The sequence below is a fragment of the Enterobacillus tribolii genome (genome assembly GCF_003363015.1).
GTDB lineage: Bacteria > Pseudomonadota > Gammaproteobacteria > Enterobacterales > Enterobacteriaceae > Enterobacillus > Enterobacillus tribolii.
Genome location: NZ_QRAP01000006.1, coordinates 14088 through 33510, shown reverse-complemented (window position 1 = coordinate 33510; position 19423 = coordinate 14088). Strand labels below are relative to the sequence as shown.

Annotated in this window: 21 protein-coding genes; 2 read left to right on the top strand and 19 right to left on the bottom strand. The window is 56.8% G+C overall.

Going from position 1 to position 19423, the window contains the following annotated elements:
* Nucleotides 1-49: 49 nt before the first annotated feature.
* From rodZ to trmJ, 16 genes are all read right to left on the bottom strand, one after another.
* Entirely contained in the window at nucleotides 50-1021 is a 972-nt protein-coding gene (gene rodZ / locus C8D90_RS13340) for a cytoskeleton protein RodZ (protein ID WP_115458956.1), read from the bottom strand.
* The gene (gene pilW / locus C8D90_RS13335; protein ID WP_115458955.1) at nucleotides 1011-1760 is read right to left on the bottom strand and encodes a type IV pilus biogenesis/stability protein PilW; all 750 of its coding nucleotides are present in this window, start codon (nucleotides 1758-1760) and stop codon (nucleotides 1011-1013) included. Before pilW ends, rodZ begins: the two co-directional genes overlap by 11 nt.
* A 114-nt stretch (nucleotides 1761-1874) precedes the next feature.
* Nucleotides 1875-3101 (bottom strand): bifunctional tRNA (adenosine(37)-C2)-methyltransferase TrmG/ribosomal RNA large subunit methyltransferase RlmN, encoded by a 1227-nt coding sequence (locus C8D90_RS13330; protein ID WP_115458954.1) that lies wholly within the window; start codon nucleotides 3099-3101, stop codon nucleotides 1875-1877.
* A 200-nt stretch (nucleotides 3102-3301) separates the two neighbouring features.
* Entirely contained in the window at nucleotides 3302-3733 is a 432-nt protein-coding gene (gene ndk / locus C8D90_RS13325; RefSeq protein ID WP_115458953.1) for a nucleoside-diphosphate kinase, read from the bottom strand.
* Nucleotides 3734-3910: 177 nt separating this feature from the next.
* Nucleotides 3911-5044, bottom strand: coding sequence for a glycosyltransferase family 9 protein (locus C8D90_RS13320; RefSeq protein WP_115458952.1), 1134 nt, complete (start codon nucleotides 5042-5044; stop codon nucleotides 3911-3913).
* Nucleotides 5045-5135: 91 nt separating this feature from the next.
* Nucleotides 5136-5966, bottom strand: a complete 831-nt coding sequence (locus tag C8D90_RS13315; protein WP_115458951.1) for an enhanced serine sensitivity protein SseB C-terminal domain-containing protein — start codon at nucleotides 5964-5966, stop codon at nucleotides 5136-5138.
* 64 nt (nucleotides 5967-6030) lie between these two features.
* Nucleotides 6031-7320 carry an aminopeptidase PepB gene (gene pepB, locus C8D90_RS13310; protein WP_162844400.1) on the bottom strand — a complete coding sequence of 430 codons (1290 nt, stop codon included), beginning with the start codon at nucleotides 7318-7320 and terminating at the stop codon, nucleotides 6031-6033.
* A gap of 114 nt (nucleotides 7321-7434) precedes the next feature.
* Entirely contained in the window at nucleotides 7435-7635 is a 201-nt protein-coding gene (gene iscX / locus C8D90_RS13305) for a Fe-S cluster assembly protein IscX (RefSeq protein ID WP_115458950.1), read from the bottom strand.
* 12 nt (nucleotides 7636-7647) lie between these two features.
* Nucleotides 7648-7983, bottom strand: coding sequence for an ISC system 2Fe-2S type ferredoxin (gene fdx, locus C8D90_RS13300; RefSeq protein WP_115458949.1), 336 nt, complete (start codon nucleotides 7981-7983; stop codon nucleotides 7648-7650).
* A 2-nt stretch (nucleotides 7984-7985) separates the two neighbouring features.
* Nucleotides 7986-9836 carry a Fe-S protein assembly chaperone HscA gene (hscA, locus tag C8D90_RS13295; RefSeq protein ID WP_115458948.1) on the bottom strand — a complete coding sequence of 617 codons (1851 nt, stop codon included), beginning with the start codon at nucleotides 9834-9836 and terminating at the stop codon, nucleotides 7986-7988.
* Between the two features lie 67 nt (nucleotides 9837-9903).
* Nucleotides 9904-10422, bottom strand: a complete 519-nt coding sequence (gene hscB, locus C8D90_RS13290) for a co-chaperone HscB (RefSeq protein WP_115458947.1) — start codon at nucleotides 10420-10422, stop codon at nucleotides 9904-9906.
* A gap of 66 nt (nucleotides 10423-10488) precedes the next feature.
* On the bottom strand, nucleotides 10489-10812 hold the full coding sequence (gene iscA / locus C8D90_RS13285) for an iron-sulfur cluster assembly protein IscA (protein WP_115458946.1): 324 nt from the start codon (nucleotides 10810-10812) through the stop codon (nucleotides 10489-10491).
* A 68-nt stretch (nucleotides 10813-10880) separates the two neighbouring features.
* Entirely contained in the window at nucleotides 10881-11267 is a 387-nt protein-coding gene (gene iscU, locus C8D90_RS13280) for a Fe-S cluster assembly scaffold IscU (RefSeq protein WP_115458945.1), read from the bottom strand.
* A gap of 31 nt (nucleotides 11268-11298) precedes the next feature.
* On the bottom strand, nucleotides 11299-12513 hold the full coding sequence (locus tag C8D90_RS13275; protein WP_115458944.1) for an IscS subfamily cysteine desulfurase: 1215 nt from the start codon (nucleotides 12511-12513) through the stop codon (nucleotides 11299-11301).
* Nucleotides 12514-12589: 76 nt separating this feature from the next.
* Nucleotides 12590-13087: a Fe-S cluster assembly transcriptional regulator IscR gene (iscR, locus tag C8D90_RS13270; protein ID WP_115458943.1), complete on the bottom strand. Its 498-nt coding sequence runs from the start codon at nucleotides 13085-13087 to the stop codon at nucleotides 12590-12592.
* A gap of 238 nt (nucleotides 13088-13325) precedes the next feature.
* Entirely contained in the window at nucleotides 13326-14063 is a 738-nt protein-coding gene (gene trmJ, locus C8D90_RS13265) for a tRNA (cytosine(32)/uridine(32)-2'-O)-methyltransferase TrmJ (RefSeq protein WP_115458942.1), read from the bottom strand.
* 186 nt (nucleotides 14064-14249) lie between these two features.
* Here trmJ and suhB point away from each other — a divergent pair, with 186 nt between their 5' ends.
* Nucleotides 14250-15053, top strand: coding sequence for an inositol-1-monophosphatase (gene suhB, locus C8D90_RS13260; RefSeq protein ID WP_115458941.1), 804 nt, complete (start codon nucleotides 14250-14252; stop codon nucleotides 15051-15053).
* 53 nt (nucleotides 15054-15106) lie between these two features.
* On the opposite strand, the gene C8D90_RS13255 is transcribed toward suhB, so the two are convergent.
* On the bottom strand, nucleotides 15107-16087 hold the full coding sequence (locus C8D90_RS13255) for a nickel/cobalt transporter (RefSeq protein WP_147291362.1): 981 nt from the start codon (nucleotides 16085-16087) through the stop codon (nucleotides 15107-15109).
* Nucleotides 16078-16710, bottom strand: a complete 633-nt coding sequence (locus tag C8D90_RS13250) for a DUF1007 family protein (protein WP_115458940.1) — start codon at nucleotides 16708-16710, stop codon at nucleotides 16078-16080. The genes C8D90_RS13255 and C8D90_RS13250 overlap by 10 nt, the downstream gene beginning before the upstream one ends.
* A gap of 174 nt (nucleotides 16711-16884) precedes the next feature.
* Between C8D90_RS13250 and csiE the strand changes: the two genes are divergently transcribed.
* A complete protein-coding gene (gene csiE / locus C8D90_RS13245; protein WP_115458939.1) occupies nucleotides 16885-17910 on the top strand; it encodes a stationary phase inducible protein CsiE in 1026 nt (341 codons plus the stop codon).
* 48 nt (nucleotides 17911-17958) lie between these two features.
* Here csiE and glyA read toward each other — a convergent pair whose 3' ends face one another.
* On the bottom strand, nucleotides 17959-19212 hold the full coding sequence (gene glyA / locus C8D90_RS13240; protein WP_115458938.1) for a serine hydroxymethyltransferase: 1254 nt from the start codon (nucleotides 19210-19212) through the stop codon (nucleotides 17959-17961).
* Nucleotides 19213-19423: the final 211 nt, after the last annotated feature.

The following is a 19423-nucleotide window of genomic DNA, read 5'->3' as shown; positions in this document are numbered from 1 at the left end:
CTATGAATTCTCCGGCATGGACATGAAATTCAAACCGCAGCGCCGTGGGTCAGCCACCCACGGTCAAACGTGCTACACGGCTTGTTTTAACAAACTGACTCAGATCGACCGGGTTACCCTGATAAGTGACCTGCACCGACGCAGGCGCGCCGATTTTCAGCTTATAGGGTGCGGTTCCCGTCAAATCCAGTCTTCCGCCGGATTTCTGCATACCGCTGAACAACGTTTTGCCCGTAGCATCATGCACCTCCAGCCAGCAATCAGCGGAAAAATTCATCACCAGCCCGTCACCGGACGCTGCAGGAGCCGCACCGTTATCCACGGTAGCGCCGGCGGTCGGCAATGAAGGTACAGGCTCGATGTTCGCCTGACTCGGCGAAACGACGGCCGGTGCGCTATCGACCGGCGCGGCGGACGTATTCGGATTTGCAGCCTGCTCGCTGGCCTGAGGCAGCACAGGCGGCGTTACCGGCGCGGCAACGCTTGCGCTACCCGGGGCGTCGTCGGCGTCACTGTGGTTCAGGGGAACCGCTTGCCCTTCCCCGGCGTTATTACGCGCCAGCTGCGCAGAGGAGTGATCGGCCATTTCAACGATATCCTGCTGCTGGGCCTTGTGATTCTGCCACCACCAGGTGCCGGTAAGGCCAATCACCACGATAATCACCAACCAGGTGAACATCATCAGCCATCCGTCCCGCCTTTTGCGCTTTTTACTCAAAGAGAAATTCTGCATTGACGCGACTTTGATGGTCTTTTGCGTCGTGGGGCGATTCAGCAGCGGAAGTAATTCTTCTTCCGGAATGTGCACCAGTTTTGAATAGGAACGGATATAACCCCTGACGAATGTGGAAGCCAGGTCATCCGGAATGCTGTCTTCTTCGATCTCGCGAACCGTTGAGACCTTCAGGCACAAACGCTCGGCAACGGCCTTCTGGCTCAGCCCTAATTGTTCACGGGCCTGGCGCAGGCGTGCGCCCGGCGTTATTTTTGCAGTCTGATCTTGGGTGGCTTCAGTATTCATTAGCTAGAAACTGTTGGTACTGTTTAGAGTGTGGAAAATTTCGCGCCAGTTGTTTGCCGTAACGATCAATATTCGTCTGGCGACCATCCAACGCAGCGAAACGGATCTGTAACCACAGGCTCTCGGCGCTGGCCGGAAGCGTATGGTTATAAACATCCAACATCAATCGCGCATCCTGGCGTTTACCCTGCTCAAAATCCCGGGTCGCCTGCACGATCAGCGGCGCGCCTTTATCAGGATCGCTCTTCAGCGCCCGGGTAAACTGTTTGCGCGCATCCGCGCTTTGCCCGGCATGAAGGAAGCAATAACCCGCATTTTCAAAACTGTCGGCGACCTGACCATCATCAGGCGCCTGCGCAGCAGCGGTAAACTGTTGTTGTGCCGCTACATACTGCCCTAAACCACAGAGAAACGCACCGTAATTATTCATTACGCTGCCGTTGCCCGGCGCCAGATTCAGCGCTTTCTGATAACTCTGCTGCGCGCCGTCGTTATCACCGGCTTTCTGCTGATATAAGGCCATGGCCAGCTGAGTATGGTAATCGGCCGGCGCTTCATCACGCGCCTTCTCCAGATTTTTGCGCGCCGATGGCATGTCGCCCTGATTCAGGTACTCCAGGCCAAGCTGCATATACGTCTGTGAAGACTGCGTCGCCATCCCGCCGTTGCGCGGCACGGAAGAACAACCGGCAAGCGTCAACACCAGCAAACAGGCGAATCCCTGATACTTCAGCTTCATTGCTTTATCCGCCCGGTACAGGGCAACGTCCCCAGTACCGATATCCGTTAATTACCCTGACACATAAACATAATTTATGCGTCCCCTGACCCGTCGGGCGCACCCTTTGTGCTGTCAGACCTCGCGAACCGAAATAGGTTCACCCGCCATCCTTTTCTTCAGCGTACGTTTGGTCCGGTCAATCACGTCGCCGGCCAATTGCCCGCAGGCCGCATCAATGTCGTCGCCGCGGGTTTTACGGACGATAACCGTAAAACCGTACTCCATCAGTACCTTGGAGAAGCGGTCGATGCGGCTGTTGGAACTCCGCCCGAACGGCGCTCCCGGGAAGGGATTCCAGGGGATCAGGTTGATCTTGCACGGCGTGTTTTTCAGACATTCAGCCAGTTGATGCGCATGCTCGGTTCCGTCGTTAACGTGATCCAGCATAACGTATTCCACCGTTACCCGTCCCTGATTCGCGTTAGATTTATCAAGATAGTTACGCACCGAGGCAAGAAATGTCTCGATATTGTACTTGCGGTTGATCGGCACGATCTCATCACGGATGGCATCCGTCGGCGCATGCAGGGAAATCGCCAGCGCCACGTCGATCATGTCGCCCAGCTTGTCCAGCGCCGGCACCACGCCGGAGGTTGAGAGCGTTACGCGCCGCTTGGACAGGCCGAAACCAAAGTCGTCCAGCATGATTTCCATCGCCGGCACCACGTTGGTCAGGTTCAGCAACGGCTCGCCCATTCCCATCATCACCACGTTGGTGATGGGGCGCTGCCCGGTGACCTTGGCCGCGCCAATGATTTTTGCCGCCCGCCATACCTGGCCGATAATTTCCGCCACGCGCAGGTTGCGGTTGAACCCTTGCTGCGCCGTGGAGCAAAACTTACATTCCAGCGCACACCCGACCTGGGAAGAAACGCACAGGGTCGCCCGGTCATCCTCAGGGATGTATACGGTCTCAACCCGCTGATCGCCGACCTGCAACGCCCACTTGATGGTGCCGTCGGAAGAGCGCTGCTCTTCCGCGACTTCCGGCGCACGGATTTCCGTCAGCTGCTTCAGCTTGGCGCGCAACACTTTGTTGATGTCCGTCATCTCATCAAAGTCATCGCAGCAATAGTGGTAAATCCATTTCATCACCTGATCGGCACGGAACGGCTTCTCTCCGATGGAGACGAAGAACTCCCGCATTTGTTTGCGGTCCAGGTCCAACAGGTTGATTTTTTCCTGCATCGCGGCGCCCGGTTGCGCATCGCTGGCGCAAGACGTGACGTGGGATACTACGGATGCGTCAGTCGCGGATTCAGGCTCGGCGCCCGAATGCTGTGAAGGGGGTTTTTGCATGGTATGTCTCGGCCTCGTTGTTACACTTTCGGCGCAGTCATCAATAATCTGTCAGGGTAAGTTTATACGACTCCCCGGACTCAACAAATAATTCGCCCCGGAGACGCAGGTCATCCGGGGCGGCGTATTGTACAAATTCTCAGGCGGAGATGCTATGCGGGAAACGCTTTCAGCAGAAATATTTCCCGCCCGTCTGGCAATCAGCGGGTACGCGGGCAGATTTCGCCTTCGCTGAAGAAGTAAGCGATTTCACGCGCGGCGGACTCTGCGGAGTCGGAGCCGTGCACCGCGTTTTCCGTCAGGCTGTCTGCATAGTCGGCGCGCAGCGTGCCGGCCAGCGCGTTCTCCGGGTTGGTCGCGCCCATGATTTCACGATGGCGGCGCACCGCGTCTTTCCCTTCCAGAACCTGAAGGATAATCGGGCCGGAGGTCATGAAATCCACCAGGCCGCCGAAGAAGGGTCTTTCCGCATGCTCGGCATAAAAACCTTCAGCCTGTTCACGGGTCAGATGCAGCATTTTTGCCGCAACGATTTTCAGTCCTGCCGCTTCAAAACGGGAATAAATAGCGCCAATCAGGTTTTTTGCCACCGCGTTGGGTTTAACGATGGAAAAGGTACGTTCTATAGTCATGTCAACCTCAATCAAACTTCCGGGAAGCGCCGGTATACTTTTTGTGTAAGTGGCATCAGGGAGATGATTTCCCTCTGCTTTATGCCGGCCGTAAATCGCCGCCGATTATACGGGGGCGGCGAAGCGTTTGCCTATGGGAATGACACAATTTTGTTAAAAAAATATTTCTTTTTTGATTCAGGACACACGGGAGCCGCCCGCAGCCGGTGCATTTTCCACAGACGTCGCCGACGACAATGCGTTAAATAACGCAACATTAACGCTGTCAACATCCAGCGCCGCCATATTGTCTTTCTCACTGCGGGCAATCAGAACCTGGTGCCGCGCCTGATCCTGCTGCGGACGAGTACCTACCGAAGCGCGCAGGCTGGGGAACATGATGATGGTGGGCGTTCTTACCGCGATAGAAATGTGCATCGGGCCGGTATCACCAACGAGCAGGCAGGTTAGCGAAGCGATTTTTTCCGTCAGCTGTTTCAGCGACGTTTTACCGGCGAGATCCGTTATGCGCGCCGCGAGCGGCTCTCCCAGCAGCGTCAGAAACTGGCGGTTGCGCTCCACCTCGCCCGGCCCGCCCAGCAACACGATATCCACGTCGGAAAACGTCTGCATGACCCGGCGGATTACGGTGACAAAGTTTTCAATCGGCCAGCAACGCTCGCCGGAAGAGGCTCCCAAATGAACGCCCAGCGTCCGCCGCGCGCATTTTTCCGCTTTATAGGAAAACGGAATGATCATATCCGTCGGCATATCGTCAATGCCGATCAATTTCAGTAATTTGCTTTTCTGGCTGATAACCGGAATAAAACCGTCACCGCGGTGATCATAATGCCCGGATAAGAAACGGTTCAGAATGAAAGTGTCATGCCCCTGGTAATCATTGAGATAAATATCCTTCAGGATAATATCCGAGCGGGACAGCGTGGCGGCAATGATGTCATACGGCGTATGAGAGTGCAGGATAAACGTCGCATCCGGTTTGTCGCGACGCAACGCCTTTACCAGCCGCAGAACGCCGTTGACTTTCCCGTTCCAGAACAGCACATCATCAAATAAATCGCTGTTTTCCACCAACTGCGCATTACGTTTATTTACGACAAGAATGATTTTTGCCGCCGGAAAATGTTTTTTGATCGCCACAATAGCCGGCGTATTGAGCAGGAGATCGCCCAATGCCGTAGTAGAATAAATTGCAACAGTCCTTATTTCGCCCGCTTCCAAAGGCCGGGTGATCTTCTTTACCCGAAAGCCGGAAAGCTTATAGACATCCATGAATAATGCAGCCAACCGCTGCTTTAATAGTTTACTCATAGTTAAACCGTTTTATCGGCAGAACCCCTTGTTCCGCCCCACGCCTTCAGAAGGTCTATATCTCCGCGTATAATACAATACCCATACAACACTACATCAATGTATTTGAAGGAATGCTATTGCGCAGCCAACTCCCCCACCGCCGCTGATAAAAGGGCTGGGTATGCGTGGTCAGGTAATGGCTGATGCCGTCTGAGGCTTCGCCAATCAGGCAAATATCGACCGGCTCATCCTCCGTTAATGCGGCGCTGGCAATGCTGCCGGTTTCCTGAATCAGGCTTTCGGCGTTATTCTCCCCGGCTTCCAGTTCCAGCCCGATCAACAGGTTTGGCGCCTCATCCACGCTTTTATCATGAATCTGCGCCAGAAACGCCCGGCGCACGATTTTCCGCTCACTGAACAGCTTAGTCAACGCATCCACGACGGCCGACGGGTATTCCTGCGGCTGCCCCAGCGACAGCGTTCCCCCTTCCAGCGTGACCTGTTCCTGCGGCGCCTGAAGCCCGCCGGTTTCCAGCAGCATGTCGATTTCCTGAGGATAAAACGCCTTACCGTACTCGCACTTAGGGTTCAGAAACAGTTGGGCGCCGCGCGTCATGGCGAATAACTCGCGGGCGGGCAGCGTCATAAACGGCTGCTCGTCATCGCCTGCCGCCTGTTGCAGTTTCTCCAGCGACGAGAAAAACGGGATCGTGGATAAGCCGTCCTGCATTTCCCAGTGCTGAATATCCAGCTCGAGGTTCGGCGCGATAATCAAATCACCGCCTTTGTCCGCCAAACCGCTGTCAGCCAGAATGTAGACGGAAGCCTCCAGCAGGTTACGGTAAAACAACGTGCGCTGCGCCGGATCGTTAACGGCCTGCTCCAGGCTCTTTTCCAGCAGTTCTTCCGGTGAATCATGGTGGTGATCGTGGGAACTCATTCAGGCTCCGGTACGGTAAAAAACAAAAACGACGCGCGGGCATCCCCCCGCGCGTAAGGCGTCATCATGCCTTGCTCAGCAACAGATTGGCAATAGCCCTGACGCCCAGGCCAGTAGCGCCGGCGGACCACTGCTCCACGGCGCTCTTGCGGTAAGTGGCGGAACAGTCCACATGCAGCCAGCCGCGACGGTAGTCCGCCACGAAGTGGGACAAAAACGCCGCCGCCGTGCTGGCGCCCGCGCTGTATGCCGCTCCGGCAACGTTGTTAAGATCGGCGAAGTTGGACGGCAGCTGGCTGCGGTGGAATTCCGCCAGCGGCAGACGCCAGAATGCTTCATGCTCTTTTTCCGCGCTGCTGAGCAACTCGGCCGCCAGGGCGTCGTCAAAGCTGAACAGGGCATGGTAGTCATTGCCCAGCGCGGTTTTCGCCGCGCCGGTCAGCGTGGCGCAGTCAATAATCAGCGCCGGCTTCTGCTCCGATGCGTCGATCAGGCCATCCGCCAGCACCAGGCGCCCTTCCGCGTCGGTGTTCATGATTTCCACGCTCTTGCCGTTGCGATAACGAATAATGTCGCCCAGCTTGAACGCATTGCCGCTGACCAGGTTATCGGCACAGCACAGATACAGCTTCACCCGTTGTTTCAGGCCGCGGGATATCGCCAGCGCCAGCGCGCCGGTAATGGTGGCTGCGCCGCCCATGTCGGACTTCATCGAATCCATGAAGGCGCTCTGCTTCAGGCTGTAACCGCCGGAGTCAAAGGTGATGCCTTTGCCGACCAGGCAGGCCAGCACCGGCGCATCCGGATTTCCCGTCGGGTTGTAGTCCAGCGCCAGCAGCACCGGCGGGCGTTCGGAGCCGCGGCCGACGGTATGCAGCCCCATGTACCCCTGCTCACGCAGATCTTCGCCTTTGGTGATGCGGTAGCTGACGCTGTCGCAGGCAACGCCGCACATCAGATCGACGGCACGCTGGGCCAGTTGCTCCGGCCCCAGCTCTTCCGCCGGCGCGTTGATGACGTCACGCACCCAGTCAATGATGTGCAGACGGCGATCCAGCTCGGCGCGATCCGCCTCGCCCAGCGGCGCCCACTCTACCTGGAATGCGCCTTTGGGGGCGCGGAAACCCTGCCAGAACGCCCAGCTGTACTCCACGTTCCAGCCTTCTCCCGTCAGGCGTACGCGTTTGATGCCCTGCCCGCTCAGCTTACGCCCCGCGCGTTGTACCGCGCCGAGTTTGCCGCTGTTCAGGTGGATCACCATGCCGTCCGGACCGGCGCTCAGCAGGGCATTCTCGCCCCAGCAGGCATCGGCCGGCTGCTGTGACAGGCTGACGTTCATCAGTTCACTGGTCATAACTTTGCTCCCAATAATTATTTTATATTCTGTAAGAAAGGTGACGCGATATAAACAGCGACAGCTCAGAATGAAACAACGGGCCGCCCTGAAGCAGCCCGTTGTGTGATGCGATTATTCGGCTTCTTCCAGCCAGACCAGCAGAATCGCTTCCAGAATTTTTTCGTTCGACTTTTGCGGATCGTCGTCAAAATCTTCCAGATCGCAAATCCACTGATGCAAATCGGTGAAACGCACGGTTTTCGGGTCGGTGTCCGGAAACGCGTCGTACAGCGCTTCCCCGATCTCACGACTGTCTTGCCATTTCAGTCCCATCGCGAAGGCTCCTCAGTGTTCTCTGGCGTGGTTGATGGTATAACGCGGAATCTCCACGACCAGATCCTCGTCGGTTACCTTCGCCTGGCAGCTCAAACGGCTTTCCGGCTCCAGCCCCCAGGCTTTGTCCAGCATGTCGTCTTCCAGCTCGCTGCTCTCCGCCAGTGAATCAAACCCTTCACGGATAATGCAGTGGCAGGTGGTGCAGGCGCAGGATTTTTCACAGGCGTGTTCAATTTCAATTCCGTTGCGCAGCGCAACGTCAAGAATCGTTTCGCCTTCCTGAGCCTCGACAACGGCCCCTTCCGGGCAGTGTTCCTGGTTCGGAAGAAATACGATTTTTGGCATGGTTAAACCTCATCCACAGAATGACCGGCCAGCGCCCGGCGGATAGATTCATCCATCCGGCGCGCGGCAAAATTTTGCGTCAGTGCGTCGAGCGCTTTGATCGCGAGTTCAATAGCGGCGGCGTCTTCCCCGGCAGCGGCTTGCTGCAACCCGGCAACGCCCTGTTGTATGTCCGCCAGTTCCTGTTCGCCAAGCAGCGCGGCGTCCTGCGCCAGCGCTCCCTGCAGGCTTTCCAGCACGCGCGCGGCCTCAACTTTTTGCTCCGCCAGCATACGGGCGCTGAGATCTTCCGCCGCGTGCGACATCGAGGCCTTGATCATGCCGGCGATCTCCGTGTCGGTCAGGCCGTAAGACGGTTTTACCTGAATCGACGACTGCACGCCGGTGGATTTTTCCATCGCGGTCACGCTGAGCAAGCCATCCGCATCCACCTGGAAAGTAACCCGAATGTGCGCCCCGCCGGCGGGCATCGCGGGAATGCCGCGCAGCGTAAAGCGGGCCAGAGAGCGGTTGTCCTGCACCAGTTCTCGCTCCCCCTGCACCACGTGAATCATCATGGCGTTCTGACCATCTTTAAACGTGGTGAACTCCTGCGCCCTGGCGACCGGAATGGTGGTATTGCGCGGAATGACTTTTTCCGTCAGCCCGCCCATGGTTTCCAGCCCCAGCGACAGCGGGATGACGTCCAGCAGCAGCATTTCGGAGTCCGGCTTATTGCCGGCCAGAATGTCCGCCTGGATCGCCGCGCCGATAGCCACAACGCGATCCGGATCGATTGAGGTCAGCGGCGGACGGCCGAAGAATTCGCCGACCTGGTTGCGCACCAGCGGCACGCGGGTAGAACCGCCGACCATGACCGCTTCAATCACTTCGTCATTGCTGACGCCGGCATCTTTCAGCGCACGGCGGCAGGCCAGCAGCGTACGTTTCACCAGCGGCGCAATCAGCGCGTCGAACTGGTCGCGCGTCACCTGACCACGCCAGCCGGCGACCTCAACGTCGGTTTGTTGAGCGTCGCTGAGCGCGATTTTTGCCGCAATGGCGGCGTCAAGGAACTGGCGCTGCACGCGGTGATCGCTGCGATCGCTGACGCCCGCCTGCTCACGCAGCCAGTCGGCCAGCAGATGATCGAAATCATCGCCGCCCAGCGCGGAGTCGCCGCCGGTCGCCAGGACTTCAAACACGCCGCGGCTCAGACGCAGTATCGAAATATCAAACGTGCCGCCGCCCAAATCGTAAACGGCGATCACCCCTTCCTGGCCGGAATCCAGACCGTAAGCGATAGCCGCTGCGGTCGGTTCGTTCAGCAGGCGCAGCACATGCAGGCCCGCCAGACGCGCAGCGTCTTTGGTGCCCTGGCGCTGTGCGTCATCAAAATAGGCAGGTACGGTGATCACCACGCCGTCCAGCGTACCGCCCAGCGTCGCTTCCGCGCGCGCGGCCAGTGCCTTCAGAATATCGGCGGAAACCTGTACCGGGTTCACCACGCCCTGCGCGGTCACCAGCTGCGGCAGGCCATTTTCGCTGGCCTGGAATTGATACGGTAAGTCGGGGTAGCGGTGACGCAGATCGTCCAGCGAACGCCCCATCATGCGCTTCACCGAGCTGACGGTATTGACCGGATCCTGAGAAGCGTAAAGACGGGCGTCAAAGCCGATGCTGCTGCCTTCCGGGGCATAATGCACTACGGAAGGCAGCAAATGACGGCCATGCTCATCGGGCAGGGTTTCGGCCTGCCCGCTGCGCACGGTCGCCACCAGTGAGTTGGTTGTACCAAGATCGATACCCGCGGCCAGACGGCGCTGATGCGGTGCGGCGGTTAACCCCGGTTCGCTGATTTGTAATAAAGCCATGTGGCGCTTCCAGTCAATGTTGCCATTTTCTCCGCCGTACGCGGGCGGAACGGGATTACGGGAGCAATCAGTTATCCAGCAGGCGCTCTTCGAGCGCGTCTATCTGTTGCCGGAGCTTATCCAGAAAACGTAGCTTACGTACGCTGTCCGCAGCCGGCTCCCAGCTTTGGGCATCCAGCCGTTCAATCATTTGCGCGCTGCGCGACTGCGTCATTTTAGCGATCCGCGCAGAAAAGGCCATCAGAGCCTCTTCCGGCTGTGCGCTGCGTTCAATGCTGTCTAATTCTTCCCGCAGTTCAAGCTGTTCCATCAGGAAAGCCGTATCATGCATGGTATGTTGTTCATTATTCAGATCGAAACCATGCAGCGACAGCATGTATTCAGCGCGCTTCAGGGGATGTTTCAGAGATTGGTAAGCGTCGTTGATCGTCGCCGCCTGTTGGATGGCCTGCAGGCGCTCGCGTTCGGGCTTACTGGCGAAACGGTCGGGATGAAACTGGCGTTGCAGTTCCTGATAGCGTGAAGCAAGAAGGCTGCCGTCCACTTGATAGCGAACCGGCAGCCCGAATAACGTGAAATAATCCATGCCGTGCTCTGAAGAGATAAGTTATCGGGGCGGCAAAACGCCCCGGAAAAACCGACGGGAGAACGGTCAGACGTTGAAGCTTTCGCCGCAGCCGCACTCGCCTTTTACGTTCGGGTTGTTGAATTTAAAGCCTTCGTTCAGCCCTTCTTTCACGAAGTCCAGCTCCGTGCCGTCAAGATAAACCAGGCTTTTACCGTCGACAATAACCTTCACGCCTTTGTCTTCGAACACCACGTCGTCATCGTTCAGTTCGTCAACAAATTCCAGCACGTAAGCCATTCCCGAACAGCCGGAGGTTTTCACTCCCAGCCGCAGCCCCAACCCTTTACCGCGGTTGGTCAAAAATGTCCGTACGCGCTCAGCGGCGCTGTTGCTCATGGCGATCGACATACAACAACCTCAACTTTAAATCCGGCGTTTCTCACTTATGCCCGCCTTATGACGGGCGGGCATACAGGTTATTTCGCGTTATGCTTATTTTTATAGTCCGCAATCGCGGCTTTAATGGCGTCTTCGGCCAGGATCGAACAGTGAATTTTAACCGGCGGCAGCGCCAGCTCTTCCGCGATATCGGTGTTTTTGATCGCTTCCGCTTGTTCGATAGACTTGCCTTTTACCCATTCAGTCACCAGCGAGCTGGACGCGATGGCCGAGCCGCAGCCGTAAGTCTTGAAGCGGGCGTCTTCGATGATACCCTCTTGGTTGACTTTAATCTGCAACTTCATCACATCGCCGCAAGCCGGCGCGCCGACCATGCCGCTGCCCACGGAGGGATCTTCGTTGTCGAAGGACCCTACGTTGCGCGGGTTTTCATAATGATCGATTACTTTTTCGCTGTAAGCCATGGTGCTAATTCCTTAAATCGGGTCCGGGAGATTAATGCGCGGCCCACTCAATGGTGTTCAAATCCACGCCCTGCTTGAACATGTCCCACAGCGGGGAAAGCTCGCGCAGACGACCGATGGACTTATGCACCAGCGCAATGGCGTAATCAATCTCTTCTTCCGTCGTGAAACGGCCCAGGGAGAAGCGGATGGAACTGTGAGCCAGCTCATCGTTCATACCCAGCGCACGCAGCACGTAGGAAGGTTCCAGACTGGCGGAAGTACAGGCGGAACCAGAAGACACGGCCAGATCCTTAAGGGCCATAATCAACGACTCACCTTCCACATAGTTAAAGCTGACGTTCAGAATATTGGGCGCACCCTGCTCCAGAGAGCCGTTCAGGTACACTTCTTCAATATCTTTCAGGCCGTTCCACAGGCGATCGCGCAGCGCGCGCTGGCGCGGAACGTCCGTCGCCATTTCTTCTTTGGCGATGCGGTATGCTTCGCCCATCCCGACGATCTGATGCACCGGCAGAGTACCGGAGCGCATGCCGCGCTCGTGGCCGCCGCCGTGCATCTGCGCCTCGATGCGTACGCGCGGTTTACGGCGTACGTACAGCGCGCCGATGCCTTTCGGGCCATAAATTTTGTGGCCGGAGAAGGACATCAGATCCACTTTCAGGCTGCTGAGATCGATAGGCAGTTTACCCACGCTTTGCGTGGCGTCAACGTGGAAAATGATGCCGCGTGCGCGACACATTTCGCCGATCTTTTCGATATCCTGAATCACGCCGATCTCGTTATTCACATGCATGATAGACACCACGATGGTGTCGTCGCGCATCGCGGCTTCAAGCACGTTGAGATCGATCAGGCCGTTGCTCTGCGGCGTCAGGTAAGTGACTTCAAAACCTTCGCGCTCCAGCTGACGACAGGTATCCAGCACGGCTTTATGTTCGGTTTTACTGGTGATGATGTGCTTGCCTTTTTTCTGATAGAAATTGGCTGCGCCTTTAATCGCCAGGTTGTCGGCCTCGGTCGCGCCAGAGGTAAACACGATCTCGCGCGGGTCGGCGCCAACCAGTTCGGCAATATTATTGCGTGCGACATCAACCGCCTCTTCCGCCTGCCACCCGAAACGGTGCGAACGTGAAGCAGGGTTACCGAAAGTACCGTCCAGGGTTAAAAACTGCATCATCTTTTCGGCCACGCGCGGGTCAACCGGCGTCGTCGCGGAATAGTCCAGATAAATCGGTAATTTCATTCTTTTGCTCCGTACATCACTTCCGAATTCATTCATCCAGGAAAAAAGTGTTTTGACTCCGTCGTCTTCCGCTTATTTATGCGTGCAGATTGACGTTAATCGTGTCCTGCAAGCGGCCGTTTCCGCTGCGAACGGCATCCATGTTGTTCTGACGGTCGGCGACATCCAGAATTTCCTGGTTATTCACCAGCTCTGCCAACGTGATGTTATTAAGGAAGCCGCTGATGCGCTCGCTCAGATCACGCCACAGGGCATGTGTTAAACAACGGGTTCCACCCTGACAACCTTCCTTTCCCTGGCAGCGGGTTGCATCGACTGACTCGTCAACCGCCGTAATAACCGTACCAACGGCAATCTCACCGGCTTCTTTGCCCAGCAGATAGCCGCCGCCCGGACCACGCACGCTGGAAACCAGTCCATTTTTGCGCAGGCGGGAGAACAGTTGTTCTAAATAAGAAAGCGAAATACCCTGACGTTCCGAGATATCGGCCAGGGGTACAGGGCCCTCCTGGGAATGTAATGCAACGTCAAGCATGGCGGTAACGGCGTAACGGCCTTTGGATGTCAGTCTCATGGCAAATAGTACCTGTGGGTCGGATGGAATGAAAACACTTACTTTATTACCGGTTATTGGCCGGCTATGGGGCTGATTTTGTCATTCCCTAGTGTTTTAGTCAACTATTTAACCAAGTAATTTACTCAAGTATTACCGTTACGTTATCAAGTCCGTTACAACACATTAACACTCCATTGATTCCTCAGGAAAAATACCTGAGGAGTTTACTATGATATTCCAATCTTCCCGTCGAGAGCTAACGTTTTGCGTGCTCTTGTTTCTCTATCGACGTCAAAATTCCGCGTAAGATATTCAGTTCCTGCGCTTCCGGACGAGCGCGGGTAAACAGGCGACGCAGTTTGTTCATGACCTGCCCCGGATGCGCCTGACGGATAAACCCGGTCGTCAGCAGCATCTGCTCGAGATGCTGATAAAAACGCTCCAGATCGTCCACCAGCGGATACGGCGCTTCTTCGTAAGCAACCGCCGGCGTCGGCGCCTGCTGCTGCTCCAGCCAGGCCACGCGGACCTCATACGCCAGAATCTGCACGGCCATCGCCAGGTTCAGGGAGCTGTATTCCGGATTGGCGGGGATCGCGACATGGTAGTGGCATTTCTGCAGCTCTTCGTTGGTCAGCCCGACGCGTTCACGGCCGAAGACTAACGCCACCGGCGCATGCGCTGCTTCTGCCACGCTGCGCTGGCCGCATTCGCGGGGTTCCAGCATCGGCCAGGGAAGCGTGCGGGAACGGGCGCTGGTTCCCACCACCAGGCTGCACCCGGTCAGGGCTTCGTCCAGGGTGTCGACGATCGTGGCGTTGCCAATGACGTCGCTGGCGCCTGCCGACAGGGAAATGGCCTGAGAGTCGGGCCTTACCAGCGGATTGACCAGATAAAGGTTGGTCAGTCCCATTGTTTTCATAGCCCGTGCGGTAGAGCCCATATTCCCCGTGTGGGAGGTCTCCACCAGCACGATACGAACGTTATCCAGCATACTTATCCTGATGCGGCGGTGAAAAATGGCCGTATCTTAGCATAAGAGGCCGCCGATCGAAGCAGCTGATTTCGTTTGTTCCGGGAAATGTCTTAAAACGGTGAAAATCAGGCGTGGCTGTTTGATTCATGCTCTGTTATACTCCGCGCCGTCCTTCGTTCTTTAACATCCTAGTGGAAGATTCTCATGCATCCGATGCTGAACATCGCCGTGCGCGCCGCGCGCAAGGCCGGTAACCTGATTGCTAAAAGTTATGAAACCCCTGACGCCGTAGAGGCCAGCCAGAAAGGCAGCAATGATTTCGTCACCAATGTCGATCGCGACGCTGAGCACCTGATTATTGAAACGATCCGTAAATCTTATCCCAAGCACACCATCATCAGCGAAGAGCGCGGTGAGCTTATCGGCGAAGATCTGGATATTCAATGGGTAATCGATCCGCTGGATGGCACCACCAACTTTATTAAACGTCTCCCCCATTTTGCCGTTTCCATCGCCGTGCGCATTAAAGGCCGCACCGAGGTGGCTGTGGTTTACGATCCCATGCGCAACGAACTGTTCACCTCAAGCCGTGGTCAGGGCGCGCAGCTTAACGGTTACCGTCTGCGTGGCTCCAGCGCGAAGGATTTGGACGGCACCATTCTGGCGACCGGTTTCCCCTTTAAAGCCAAACAGCATTCCGCCACGTATATCAAAGTGCTGGAAAAACTGTTCACCCAGTGCGCCGACTTCCGCCGTACGGGTTCCGCCGCGCTGGACCTGGCCTATGTCGCCGCCGGCCGCGTGGACGGTTACTTCGAGATTGGCCTGAAACCCTGGGACTTTGCCGGCGGTGAACTGCTGGTACGCGAAGCGGGCGGCCTGGTGACCGACTTCATCGGCGGGCATAATTCCCTGGTTTCCGGCAACGTGGTCGCCGGTAATCCGCGCGTGGTGAAAGCAATTCTCGGCGCAATGCGCGACGAACTGAGCGACGCACTGAAGCGTTAATTGTCAGTAACGTATTGATGAAATGCCCGCCTTTCCGGCGGGTATTTTTTTATCTAGCTGCGGCCAAATGGCCGGATTCCGCCGCCCGGCGGCACCGCTCCCTGGTAAAGTAAAACGCCGGCAACGATCAGGATAATCCCGCCCGCCAGTATGATCAGCAGCGGCAGATACCCCGATGTTTTTTTGCCGCTCTGTGCCGCCACGCGCTGTGCCAGCCCGCGCGCCGCATGCACCAGCAACGCAATGCCGGAAATCGTCATAGCCGTTCCCGCCGACATCGCCAGCGCGGCCGCCACGCCCCAGCCATAAACACCGATCACCTTGGCGAACAGCAAAACCAGAATGGCGCCTGAGCACGGGCGAATTCCCATCGCGACGATAACCGCGAGCCGGGTGCGCCAGGACACCGCCGCTTCAGTTTGCCGGGCGCTGGGAACATGCTGATGACCGCAACCGCAGTTTTCATCATGCACATGCCCTTCTTCCAGAGGACGCAGCGTACGGATGCGCATACCCCCCGCATTGCGCCGCCGCAGCGCCACAGCCTGCTTCAGCGCCCGCAGGCACAGCATCGCGCCGAGCAGGATCACCAGCACATAGCTTCCCTTTTCCAGCCAGAAACTGCTCTGATGGAGAAGCCGCGACGAGAGTTGCAGCACGCCCAGCACCAGCGTCACCAGCGCAATCGCCACGATCCCCTGCAGCAGCGAAGCCGCCAGGGTCATTGCCAGGCTCCCGCGCAGCCGCGAGGGGTGCGTCGCCAGGTAGGTCATGATGATAACTTTGCCGTGCCCCGGCCCCAGGGCATGCAGAACGCCGTATAGAAAGCTGAATGCCGCCAGCGTGATCCCCGCACGCGGGCGATTCTCGCCGACTTCCTGCAACAAGAGCGTCATCACCTGATGCAAACGCCGTTGCAGATCGACGGAGATCTGCTGCCAGACCACCCAGTTATGCTGAATAAAGAAAACCAGCGCCACGCACACCGCCAACAGCATAATGGCGATGAACATCCGGCGGGCGCTTACCGGCATTGCAGCGTCACCTTCTGGGCAAATTGTTTACCTAATTCCATGTCTTCTTCCGGGGCGTCGTTTTTATCCAGGCTGAGCGCATAAGTGCGCAATGCGTTATCCGGCTGCGGCGTCGACAGTTCAAGCTGACAGCCCTGCGGCGCATCAGCGGGCAACGTCACGGCCTTAGCATCCGGATAGCGCATGTCGACGTAGTAAGCCGGATCGTAAGTCATAAAAGAAAACGCGCCGCTCAGCGGCTGGGGATGCGCGAAGGGAAGAACGAACTCCAGCACCGCTTTGTGTCCGCTCCGGAATAAGCGGTATTCGGTCGGGCGGTTAAGGTATTTCAGCGCCTGGCCGTCACGGTATGCCTCGGTAAAATAGTGCTGGCCCAGCACGTTGGCCATCACCTCCGCCGCCAGTTTTTTCCACACCTCGGAACCGGGTTTCGCATCTCCTGCGTCATACAGCAGATCAGCGGACGTCATCTCATCCATCTCCCATTCCATTTTCATGCCGGTCAGTTGCCCTTCCTGAATGTCCAGGCTGGCCTGCATGTTTATAAAGCTGTGGGGGTGCGCACAGGCCATGCCGCAGCACGCCAGCCACACCCAAATGAGCATCACGCCCTTATGCAGCATAAATACCCTTCATTTTCACCTCCTGAGGAAAAACCCAATAACAACAAATCAATTTTCAGTTTTTTCTGCGTCACAAAACCGGAAAATCATGGAGTAATGTCCGGCAGGTTGCCACAGTTTTGCTATTCTTAGCCAACGACAGATGACTTCTTTTACCTTCACGAGCGAGCAAACATGAGTTTAGACACCCCGGCCGTGCCTGAGCTCTCGGCACAACAGCGGCGTTGTCACCTGATGCTGCTGCTGTTTACCCCCTCAGCTCCGGTCGGGCTTTGCGCGCTCAGCCGGATAAACCGCGTTTCGCCCGACGTTTCACGCCAGGATGTCGCTGACGTTAATCATGAGATCGCGCATTTCCACGCCCTGCATATCACCAGCCCGACGCCCGATGAATATCAGCTCGAAGGCAGCCTGTATGACCGGCGCCAATGCCTGATTCACTGGCTGAGGCGGGCGCTGCGCCTGACGCCCAACGGCGTGGAAACGCTGTTTATTCCCCGCCTGAATACCTGCCACGGGCACTGGGATACGGTTTATCATTCGCGGCAGATCAATACCCTTCTCACCGACGCCGAACGCCCGCTACAACGCACCTTTAGCGAACACAACCGTCAGTTTATCCTGCACTTTTTACATTATTGCCATTATCAGCACGCTCATTGCCAGCATCAAACCGGAACGCTGCATACGTTCGCTCCCGCACAGCAAAAATGGCTGCGGCAAAAACCGGAATATGCCCTCGCCCGGCAGTTATGCCGCAGCACATTCGGCCCCCTTGGCCGGGAACGTTTCGCAGACGAATGTGATTTTATTACATTTATCCTCTCCGTAATCAAAACCTACTGCTATTCCCCCGCCGCCCCGGAGAGTGAACAACGGCTGATGGGGCAGATTGAGCGCGTTATCGATCGGGTGGAGATATTAACCGGCTGCCATTTCAGCCAGCGGGAAACGCTGCGCCAGCGCCTGTTCGCCCACATGGGTGCGGCAATTGAACGCTGCCTGTTTGAACTGAAGATTGATAACCCGTTACTCAACGAAATTGAGCAGCTTTATCCCGGATTGCTTTCCGTCACCCGTCAGGCGCTGAAAGATCTGGAGCAAACCTACGGGCTGCGCATCCCGGAGGAAGAGTTGTGCCTGGTGGCGATAACCTTCGGCGCCTGGCTGATGCAGGAAGGCGTGGTGCAGGAGAAATAAAAAACGGCCCCGTTTTGGGGCCGCTTCATGGTCAGTCAGAATGCTGCGTTATGCATAAACCGGGTAACGGGCGCAGATATCCAGTACCTTTTTCTTGGTACGTTCAATGGTCGCTTCGTCATTCAAGTTATCCAGCACGTCGCACATCCAGCCCGCCAGCTCACGCGCTTCCGCTTCTTTGAAGCCGCGACGGGTGATGGCCGGCGTACCGACGCGCACGCCGGACGTCACGAACGGGCTCTTCGGATCGTTCGGCACGCTGTTTTTATTTACGGTGATGTTGGCGCGGCCCAGTGCGGCGTCGGCATCTTTACCGGTGATATTTTTGTCTACCAGATCCAGCAGGAACAGGTGGTTCTCAGTACCGCCGGACACCACGTTGTAGCCGCGTTGCAGGAACACGTCCACCATCGCTCTGGCGTTTTTGGCAACCTGATGCTGATAAACCTTAAACTCCGGCTCCATAGCCTCTTTCAGCGCCACGGCCTTGCCCGCGATAACGTGCATCAGCGGGCCGCCCTGCGCGCCAGGGAATACGGCGGAGTTCAGTTTCTTATACAGATCTTCGTCGCCGCCTTTCGCCAGGATCAGGCCGCCGCGCGGCCCTGCCAGGGTTTTGTGGGTGGTCGTGGTCACAACATGAGCATGGGGAACCGGGTTCGGATAGACGCCAGCCGCCACCAGGCCCGCCACGTGCGCCATATCGACAAACAGGTAAGCGCCGATGCGATCGGCGATTTCACGCATTTTCGCCCAGTCCACCACGCCGGAGTACGCAGAGAAACCGCCGATGATCATTTTCGGCTTATGTTTTTCCGCCTGCGCGGCCAGATCGTCATAGTCGATATGGCCGGTCGCATCAATGCCGTAAGGCACGATGTTATAGAGTTTGCCAGAGAAGTTAACCGGCGAGCCGTGCGTCAGGTGACCGCCGTGCGCCAGGTTCATGCCCAGCACAGTGTCGCCCGGCTGCAGCAGCGCGGTGTAAACGGCAAAGTTCGCCTGAGAGCCGGAATGCGGCTGCACGTTGGCGTAATCCGCGCCAAACAGTTCTTTGGCGCGATCGATGGCCAGTTGTTCCACGATGTCGACGTATTCACAGCCGCCGTAATAACGCTTGCCCGGATAGCCTTCGGCATACTTGTTGGTCAGCTGAGATCCCTGAGCCTGCATTACGCGCGGGCTGGTATAGTTTTCTGACGCAATCAGCTCAATATGCTCTTCCTGACGCACGACTTCCTGCTCCATTGCCTGCCACAACTCGGCATCGTAATCAGCAATGTTCATTTCACGCTTTAACATCCGCTTCTCCTGACTCAGCTAACCTGAATTGACCAATACACATTCCAACGACAAAAATGGCCGCCGTCAGATAACTGCCCAACAGTGTAATATGTTTTCCCCCTGCGACGATAGACCTAAAACCAGCTTTTTACGCAAACGATTGGCAAGCAGGAGAGACAAGGGTTTGTTCCTTCATGGAAAGTCGGTTTCCACCTGTATTTTCTTCATC

What these genes read in the sequence shown, in the direction of transcription:
- C8D90_RS13320 (WP_115458952.1), bottom strand. Translation starts at nt 5,044, where the DNA reads ATGAGTAAACTATTAAAGCAGCGGTTGGCTGCATTATTCATGGATGTC.
- iscA (WP_115458946.1), bottom strand. Translation starts at nt 10,812, where the DNA reads ATGTCGATCGCCATGAGCAACAGCGCCGCTGAGCGCGTACGGACATTT.
- csiE (WP_115458939.1), top strand. Translation starts at nt 16,885, where the DNA reads ATGAGTTTAGACACCCCGGCCGTGCCTGAGCTCTCGGCACAACAGCGG.
- C8D90_RS13255 (WP_147291362.1), bottom strand. Translation starts at nt 16,087, where the DNA reads ATGCCGGTAAGCGCCCGCCGGATGTTCATCGCCATTATGCTGTTGGCG.
- pepB (WP_162844400.1), bottom strand. Translation starts at nt 7,320, where the DNA reads ATGACCAGTGAACTGATGAACGTCAGCCTGTCACAGCAGCCGGCCGAT.
- rodZ (WP_115458956.1), bottom strand. Translation starts at nt 1,021, where the DNA reads ATGAATACTGAAGCCACCCAAGATCAGACTGCAAAAATAACGCCGGGC.
- fdx (WP_115458949.1), bottom strand. Translation starts at nt 7,983, where the DNA reads ATGCCAAAAATCGTATTTCTTCCGAACCAGGAACACTGCCCGGAAGGG.
- ndk (WP_115458953.1), bottom strand. Translation starts at nt 3,733, where the DNA reads ATGACTATAGAACGTACCTTTTCCATCGTTAAACCCAACGCGGTGGCA.
- C8D90_RS13275 (WP_115458944.1), bottom strand. Translation starts at nt 12,513, where the DNA reads ATGAAATTACCGATTTATCTGGACTATTCCGCGACGACGCCGGTTGAC.
- hscB (WP_115458947.1), bottom strand. Translation starts at nt 10,422, where the DNA reads ATGGATTATTTCACGTTATTCGGGCTGCCGGTTCGCTATCAAGTGGAC.
- hscA (WP_115458948.1), bottom strand. Translation starts at nt 9,836, where the DNA reads ATGGCTTTATTACAAATCAGCGAACCGGGGTTAACCGCCGCACCGCAT.
- iscX (WP_115458950.1), bottom strand. Translation starts at nt 7,635, where the DNA reads ATGGGACTGAAATGGCAAGACAGTCGTGAGATCGGGGAAGCGCTGTAC.
- C8D90_RS13315 (WP_115458951.1), bottom strand. Translation starts at nt 5,966, where the DNA reads ATGAGTTCCCACGATCACCACCATGATTCACCGGAAGAACTGCTGGAA.
- iscU (WP_115458945.1), bottom strand. Translation starts at nt 11,267, where the DNA reads ATGGCTTACAGCGAAAAAGTAATCGATCATTATGAAAACCCGCGCAAC.
- C8D90_RS13330 (WP_115458954.1), bottom strand. Translation starts at nt 3,101, where the DNA reads ATGCAAAAACCCCCTTCACAGCATTCGGGCGCCGAGCCTGAATCCGCG.
- iscR (WP_115458943.1), bottom strand. Translation starts at nt 13,087, where the DNA reads ATGAGACTGACATCCAAAGGCCGTTACGCCGTTACCGCCATGCTTGAC.
- glyA (WP_115458938.1), bottom strand. Translation starts at nt 19,212, where the DNA reads ATGTTAAAGCGTGAAATGAACATTGCTGATTACGATGCCGAGTTGTGG.
- pilW (WP_115458955.1), bottom strand. Translation starts at nt 1,760, where the DNA reads ATGAAGCTGAAGTATCAGGGATTCGCCTGTTTGCTGGTGTTGACGCTT.
- trmJ (WP_115458942.1), bottom strand. Translation starts at nt 14,063, where the DNA reads ATGCTGGATAACGTTCGTATCGTGCTGGTGGAGACCTCCCACACGGGG.
- suhB (WP_115458941.1), top strand. Translation starts at nt 14,250, where the DNA reads ATGCATCCGATGCTGAACATCGCCGTGCGCGCCGCGCGCAAGGCCGGT.
- C8D90_RS13250 (WP_115458940.1), bottom strand. Translation starts at nt 16,710, where the DNA reads ATGCTGCATAAGGGCGTGATGCTCATTTGGGTGTGGCTGGCGTGCTGC.